5 protein-coding genes and 1 riboswitch are annotated in these 7,307 nt (G+C 42.7%); of the genes, 2 read left to right on the top strand and 3 right to left on the bottom strand.

Going from position 1 to position 7,307, the window contains the following annotated elements; genetic code table 11:
• Window positions 1-47 precede the first annotated feature (47 nt).
• Window positions 48-1,589, bottom strand: a complete 1,542-nt coding sequence (locus J2S23_RS07670) for an ATP-binding cassette domain-containing protein (protein ID WP_307122155.1) — start codon at window positions 1,587-1,589, stop codon at window positions 48-50.
• A gap of 392 nt (window positions 1,590-1,981) precedes the next feature.
• Window positions 1,982-2,073: riboswitch (glycine riboswitch) on the top strand.
• 71 nt (window positions 2,074-2,144) lie between these two features.
• Between J2S23_RS07670 and J2S23_RS07675 the strand changes: the two genes are divergently transcribed.
• Window positions 2,145-3,476 (top strand): alanine/glycine:cation symporter family protein, encoded by a 1,332-nt coding sequence (locus tag J2S23_RS07675; RefSeq protein WP_307122148.1) that lies wholly within the window; start codon window positions 2,145-2,147, stop codon window positions 3,474-3,476.
• Between the two features lie 50 nt (window positions 3,477-3,526).
• The gene (locus J2S23_RS07680) at window positions 3,527-4,372 is read left to right on the top strand and encodes a mechanosensitive ion channel family protein (RefSeq protein WP_307122149.1); all 846 of its coding nucleotides are present in this window, start codon (window positions 3,527-3,529) and stop codon (window positions 4,370-4,372) included.
• Window positions 4,373-4,721: 349 nt separating this feature from the next.
• Here the strand turns inward: J2S23_RS07680 and J2S23_RS07685 are convergent, their stop codons facing one another.
• Together J2S23_RS07685 and gdhA are read right to left on the bottom strand one after the other, a co-directional pair.
• Window positions 4,722-5,552: a CHAP domain-containing protein gene (locus J2S23_RS07685; RefSeq protein ID WP_307122150.1), complete on the bottom strand. Its 831-nt coding sequence runs from the start codon at window positions 5,550-5,552 to the stop codon at window positions 4,722-4,724.
• Window positions 5,553-5,727: 175 nt separating this feature from the next.
• On the bottom strand, window positions 5,728-7,074 hold the full coding sequence (gene gdhA, locus J2S23_RS07690) for an NADP-specific glutamate dehydrogenase (protein WP_307122151.1): 1,347 nt from the start codon (window positions 7,072-7,074) through the stop codon (window positions 5,728-5,730).
• Window positions 7,075-7,307 lie beyond the last annotated feature (233 nt).

Below are 7,307 nucleotides of genomic sequence, written 5' to 3' on the forward strand. Positions count from 1 at the left end.
GTTTCGTGGCTTTTTAGTTTCTTCGGTGCTTGATTAGTCGACAAGGGCTAATGGCCCAAGTCGTCTTTATTGATGAGATGTAGACCATCTGGTTTAAGCTCGTAAAAGCTTTCGCAAACGTCTCTGAGAAAGAGGCGGTCGTGAGAAATAGTGACAATAGCGCCAGGAAAGCTTTGAAAGAGCTGGCGGAGTTCGGGTTGGGAGGTTGGAGAAATGTTCCGACTGGGTTCATCCAACAATAGAACAGTTGGTTCTTGAAGGACAAGGTTTAAAAGGAGCAGTTTAGCGCGTTGACCACCAGAAAGCTGGGCGATGGGGTGTCTGGCTTCCTCACGGGTAAAGTTGAGCAAGGCTAAATGACTGAGTATTTTTGTTTCATGTTCCTTTTCCTCAGAAGGATTGAGAAATTCTAGGGGAGATTCCTCTAAAGGCAGAAGGGCTTCATAGTGCTGTGGCATATAGGCGACCTTGATATCAGGTCGGCCTTGAAGCCTTTGGTACAGGATGTTGAGAAGGGTTGATTTTCCAACCCCATTAGCTCCAATAATTCCGATACGATCTTGCCCTCTGAATAAGAGATGGATATTCTGGGAAAGGACTCGCTCAGGTGTTTCGAGTTTCAGGTTGTGAAGCTGAAGAAGGACTTTTGAGGCTGGCAAAGGTGAGATATTATTAAATCTCAAACTTATGGCATCTTCTTTAGTAGGAATTTCTGTGAAGTCCTCACTTTCTCTTAGAAAACGGCGTTCCTGTGACTGCAAGGTTTTCATCTTTTTGGCGAGGAGTCGTCCCAGCACATCATTTTTAGTGGTTCTTAGGCGGTGCTGAACGGCCTGTTGTTGTTGCTGATTATGGGCCATGGTGGCCGCATGTTCTTTGCGCTCCTTCTTGCCAATCTTGGTATCTTTGGCAAATTGGTGATCTCGCTGTGTTTTATAATCGTCGTAATCGAGAGATTGGACCTGAGTTCTAGCCTCGGTTCGCTTTTTAATCCGTTCTAAGTGAACAACCTTGGTAGCTACCTGACTGAGCAAGCTTTCATCGTGGGAGACAAAGACAACGGTCTGTGGTAATGTTTGAATGGTATGTTCTAACCATTTCAAGGTGTCTAAATCAAGATCATTAGAGGGTTCGTCAAGAAAGAAAACCTCAGCGTCGCTGGCAAAAAGTTTAATGAGCTGAACCTTTACCTTTTCCCCACCAGATAGGCTCCCTAGTTGCTGATTGCTGGCAAAACGATCACTGTCAAAAGACAATTCACTGGCGTAACGGTATAGCTTTCCATAGTCGAGCAAAGTCATCGTATCCCCGAAGAAGTAGTCGTTAAGACTAAGGCTTCGAGCTTCTGCAGGCAAGCTTTGAGGAAGGAAACCAAGGGTTGAAAATTGACGATGGATGGTGCCTGAGTAACTGGCGTAAGAAGCAATCTCAGTTGGACTCATTAATAGGTTTAAAAGGGTGGACTTGCCGTTCCCTTCTTCGCCAATGAGGGCAACCTTGTCTCCTTTGTTAACAACAAGGGTAAGATCCTTGACCAAGTCTTTTAAATCCTTGAGGTGAGTAATGGTTAAGTCTTGAGTTTGAAGTATCATTTGGGTCATAGAGTCCTCCTTTTTAACTGAAAAGAAATTGGCCTTTACTGAACAGTAAAGACCAAGGAACTCCAAAATAACCCAATATCACCTTGTCGGCTCATGCTTTGGGGAAAATAGCGTTATAAGGGCACACAAAAATCTTTTCTATTCAGTATTTCAGTATTACTGCTGGAAAAGATTAGTTGCGCATGTCTCCCTTACCTCCGTATCATTTGAATTTAGTTTAGCATATAATAACTCTAACGTCAACCGCTTTCATTGAAAGAAAAATCAATATTTTCTGAAAATTGCTTGACAAGACTAATTATTGTGATAAAATAAACAAAAAAAGATTACCGATTGACGTTTTTCAGAAAGAATACACGGAGCTGTTCTGACTGATAAATCGACGGAACTCTGGAGAGACCATCATGAGGATGGCGCCGAAGGGGCAAGGGATACCACCGAAACTCTCAGGCAAAAGGACAGAGCAAAAGCAATTGCTTTTTCCTACGATTTGCAGCCAGCCATCTCGGCTGGCTTTTTAGCTGTCATCGGAAAGGAGCCTTTATGTTAAAATTTTTAGAGATTGTCGATGCTTGGATATGGGGACCACCCCTTTTGTTCCTTTTAATGGGGACTGGGCTCTATCTGACCATTCGTCTTGGTTTTTTACAGTTACGAAAATTGCCCAAAGCGATTCGCCTGATTTTTAAAGCTGATAACGTTGGACACGGAGATGTATCAAGTTTTGCGGCTCTTTGTACGGCTTTGGCCGCTACTGTTGGTACGGGGAACATTGTCGGGGTAGCAACAGCGGTTAAAGCTGGTGGACCAGGGGCTCTTTTTTGGATGTGGGTGGCTGGACTCTTAGGGATGGCAACTAAGTATGCAGAAGGCGTCTTGGCCATTAAATACCGTCAGGTCAATGCCGACGGCAGTATTTCTGGTGGTCCTATGTATTACATCACCAGAGGACTGGGCGAGAAGTGGCGTCCTCTAGCTATTTTCTTCTCCTTGGCCGGTTTATCTGTAGCGTTTTTTGGCATGGGAACCTTTACTCAGGTGAATGCCATCACAGGTGCCCTTCAGGGGAGTTTTAATTGGTCGCCCACCATTATGGCCCCTTTATTGGCTATCTTAGTTGCTATTATCACCTTTGGTGGCATACAATCGATCTCTAAGGTATCGACTAAAGTGATTCCTTTTATGGCGCTATTTTACCTTCTAGCTAGCCTCTGGATTGTTGTGCTCAATTGGCAAAAAATGCCAGAAGTGTTAGCGATGATTTTTGAAGGGGCCTTCACCCCAATGGCTGCATTAGGTGGCTTTGCAGGGTCAACCCTTCGAACAGCTATGCAAAACGGGGTAGCGCGAGGCGTCTTTTCAAATGAATCGGGGATGGGGTCGGCCCCTATCGCAGCAGCAGCAGCAAAGACCGAGTGGCCAGCTGAACAAGGTCTTATTTCAATGACCGGGACTTTTATTGACACCATTGTTATTTGTAGCTTGACCGGGATTGTTTTATTACTAACAGGTGTTTGGTCAGGTGATGCTGCAGGAGCTGCTATGACTCAGGCAGCCTTTAATACCACGATGCCAGGTATCGGTCCCTTGATTCTAACATTGAGTTTAACGCTATTTGCTTTTACGACTATTTTGGGTTGGAGTTACTACGGAGAACGGTGTTTTGAATTTATTTTTGGTCGAAAAAATATTGTGGTTTTCCGTGTCCTTTTCGTCTTAATGGTCGGCTTAGGTGGTTTTTTAGAGCTAGACTTGGTCTGGGTCTTAGCGGATATCTGTAATGCTTTAATGGTCTTTCCAAACTTAATTGCTGTTTTAGGATTATCACCCGTTATTATTGCAGAAACCAAGCGCTACTTAGATCATTTGGAGTAGGAGCTTGTGAGAGTTTTTGATATAATGGTAACCATCAGGAAGGGAGCATTATGTCAACAGTGATTCAAAATTACTTTACCCAGTTTGATGGGGAAGCCTTATTAACAGCGTTGATCAGTAAAACCATTTCTTTGGTTTTGCTAATCATAGGATTTTTTATTCTTAAAAAACTGATCCAATTTATCGTTCAAAAGGTTATTTCGCCATCTTTAAAATTAACTCATGACAATAACCGGCAACATACCTTGACGCGGTTAATTGAAAACACCCTCAACTATGTCCTTTACTTTTTCTTGATTTATTCTATTTTGAGTATTTTGGGCTTGCCTGTGTCCTCTCTTTTAGCGGGTGCTGGTATAGCAGGCGTGGCCATAGGGTTAGGAGCTCAAGGGTTTCTTTCAGATTTGGTCAATGGGTTCTTTATCCTTTTAGAGCGCCAGTTTGATGTCGGAGACTCCGTTACGTTAACAAATGGAACCATCAAATTATCCGGTTATGTTTATAGTGTTGGTATTCGGACAACACAAATTAGGGATTTTGATGGAACCCTTCATTTTATTCCCAATCGCAATATCCTTGTCGTTAGCAATCTGTCGAGAGGAGATATGCGGGTTCAAGTTGACCTGCCTTTAGCAGTCACGGTTAACCTTGAAAAAGTCTATCAGATCATTGAAGGGGTCAATAAGGAGTTGGTGGCTGAGATGCCAGTGATTAAACAAGCGCCAACAATCTTTGGGCCCCAGCTAGCAGCGAATGGACAGACAGTTTTGAGAATTCATCTTTTTGTTGAAAATGGCAAGCAATTTGCGACCCACCAAGCTGTTTACCGACGCTACCAAGAAGCCCTCAGGGCTGAGGGAATTGAATTTATCCAACAACCTTATACCTGGAAATAAAGGATGTTGAAAGAGATGAGGTCTGTAATTTCTCCCGAATACCTCTGCAACTCCTCTCAAAGAGGCTGCTGATTCGCTGATGAAGGTTAGCTTTCTCTTTATTTAATGCTTTAAATCGAATTGGAATAAAAGATTAGGTCAAGTAAGAGCTGTGCCCAACAGCATTGCTTCGTGAACGAGTGGAAATCTATTATGGGTATTTCTAATAAATCAGAAACTTAAAAAGTTTGGGACAGTAGGTCTGTCTCAAACTTTTTTTAGTATTATCTTTAGAGTATTAGCGGACCTTTCATGACTCGAGGTAATGGATAAGTCTAAACGTTTAAGATCTTCATTTGCTAGGAATGAATTACCAAGGGTAAATATACGTGACACGACCTTGGGCGTTGGTAGGATCGAACCAACCACGGTAGTTGGCAATTTGTTTTTGCCCCATGTAGTTGGATTCTAGGACTTGGATACTTGTGTCGGATGCGACAGAAGTGACGTAGGCAACATGGCCAAAATCTCCACCATCCCAAACAGCAATAGCACCGACGGCAGGCGTCACACCAACGGAATAGCCATTAAGGGCAATCGCATTTTCGTCCCAATCTTTGGCATTGCCCCACCAATTATTAACCCAAGGCGCTAATTCTTTCACAGCCCAAGTACATTGACCAATTGGATATGAATTGCCATAATCGGTAGGAGTATTAAGAATCACACCTTCAACATCCTGAGTGCCATAGGGATCTGAAGAATTATAAGACTGCGTTTGAGGCAGAGTCGCTGAGGTGCCTTGAACCTGCAAGACATCGCCTGGGTTGATGGTATCGTATATAGACTTTCCATTGTTACTAGCTAATTGAAAAGCATCCATCCCATAAAAGCCAGCGATGCTATAGAAGGATTCCCCCCACTGAACAGTGTGGGTGCTTGATACTGGCGTTACAGGGGGCAAATCAGCAACTTGCAAAATATCTCCAGGATTGATGATATCGTAAATAGATTTCCCGTTATTGACAGCCAGTTGATAGGTATCCATCCCGTAAGCTGTCGCAATACTATAGAAGGATTCTCCAGATTGGACTGTATGGCTAGCTGCTTCTGCAGATGAAGTACCAAGGCTGCTGACAGCTGTTACTGTAGCGATAGCCATGCTTGCTTGCCCAAACGACCTAGTTGTCTTATGCGTCATATTAAACTCCTCTTATCATTCTTTTTATGGCGTCACATACTATCTATTATAATAGAATAAAAGGTTAGAAATATGTCGTTTTCCTATAGTTTAAATGAAGAATATATCAGTCTATAACAAAAATGTATTAAAAAGGTCTCCCGTATTATCAGGAGACTCTTACTTGTAACAAAAATTAAACAATTCCTTGGGAGATCATGGCATCAGCTACTTTTTCAAAAGCAGCGATGTTCGCTCCAGCTAAATAATCAATTCCCAAATCATAAGTTTCAGCTGTTTCTTTTGCAGTAGCAAAAATGTTGGTCATGATATCTTTAAGGCGAGCATCCACTTCTTCAGTGGACCAAGACAGGCGTTGGCTGTTTTGGCTCATTTCAAGAGCAGAGACAGCAACACCACCTGCATTAGCTGCTTTGGCAGGTCCATAGAGGACACCATTCTCACGGTAGGCTGTAATAGCAGCAAGGTCAGAAGGCATGTTAGCACCTTCAGCCACAGCATAGACACCGTTAGCTAGAAGCTGTTTAGCCTTATCGCCATCAATCTCATTTTGAGTGGCACACGGAAGAGCGATATCAGCAGGACCGTCATAGTTCCAAACAGAGCCTTCAAAGTATTTAGCGCTGGCTTTTTCAGCAGCGTATTCAGTCAAGCGAGCACGGCGTTTCTCTTTAACGTCAACTAAAAGATCGAAATCGATACCTGTTTCATCGATAATGTAACCATTAGAATCTGAAACCGAAATAACTTTGGCACCGAGCTCAGTCGCTTTTTGAACGGCGAACTGAGCAACATTACCAGAACCAGAAACCAAGACCGTTTGATCTTTGAAGGATTTGCCATTGGCTTTTAGCATCTCATCTGTGAAGTAGACCAACCCATAGCCTGTTGCTTCTGGACGAATCAATGAGCCACCAAAAGCAAGTGGTTTTCCAGTTAGGACACCAGCATCAAATTGGTTGAGGCGTTTGTATTGACCAAACATATAACCAATTTCCCGTCCTCCAACACCGATATCACCCGCTGGGACATCAAGCGAAGGACCGATGTGCTTTTGCAATTCTGTCATAAAGCTTTGGACAAAACTCATGACTTCACGGTCTGTTTTGCCTTTAGGATCAAAGTCAGATCCCCCTTTACCGCCACCGATCGGTAAGCCTGTCAAGACATTCTTATAGATTTGTTCAAACCCGAGGAATTTCAAGATAGATTGGTTAACAGTTGGATGGAAGCGAAGACCTCCTTTATAAGGACCAACAGCTGAGTTGAACTGCACACGGTAGCCACGGTTTACCTGAACCTTACCGTCTTTGTCAGTCCAAGGAACACGGAAAGAAATCACGCGTTCAGGTTCAACAATGCGCTCCAAAATATTTTCTTCAATATATTCTGGATGTTTTTCAAAAACAGGCTCTAGTGTGTCAAAAAGTTCCTGCACAGCTTGGAGAAATTCAGTTTCATGGGGGTTACGCGTTTTAACAGTCTCGAAGGCTTGGTCAATGTATGTTTTTGCTGCTGTCATTTGTAGTCTCCTTAATTCATTTGATGGTAAATTATATCACATCAAAACTTTATCTGTCAATCAGAAAGTTGGAATTTTCAGAAAATGCTTAATATTTTTTCAAGAACGAAAGTTCTAAAATGAAGTTAGCCACTTTCTAGTTGAGAAAAAAGTATACAAAAACACCTCAGAGAGATATCATGTAGTTCACCACAAACACACTAGAAAGGCTCCCTGAGATGCAACATCATTAT

Origin of the sequence: Streptococcus moroccensis (assembly GCF_030812835.1) — a bacterium.
In the GTDB taxonomy this organism is placed as follows: Bacteria; Bacillota; Bacilli; order Lactobacillales; family Streptococcaceae; genus Streptococcus; species Streptococcus moroccensis.

What these genes read in the sequence shown, in the direction of transcription:
- gdhA (WP_307122151.1), bottom strand. Translation starts at nt 7,074, where the DNA reads ATGACAGCAGCAAAAACATACATTGACCAAGCCTTCGAGACTGTTAAA.
- J2S23_RS07685 (WP_307122150.1), bottom strand. Translation starts at nt 5,552, where the DNA reads ATGACGCATAAGACAACTAGGTCGTTTGGGCAAGCAAGCATGGCTATC.
- J2S23_RS07680 (WP_307122149.1), top strand. Translation starts at nt 3,527, where the DNA reads ATGTCAACAGTGATTCAAAATTACTTTACCCAGTTTGATGGGGAAGCC.
- J2S23_RS07675 (WP_307122148.1), top strand. Translation starts at nt 2,145, where the DNA reads ATGTTAAAATTTTTAGAGATTGTCGATGCTTGGATATGGGGACCACCC.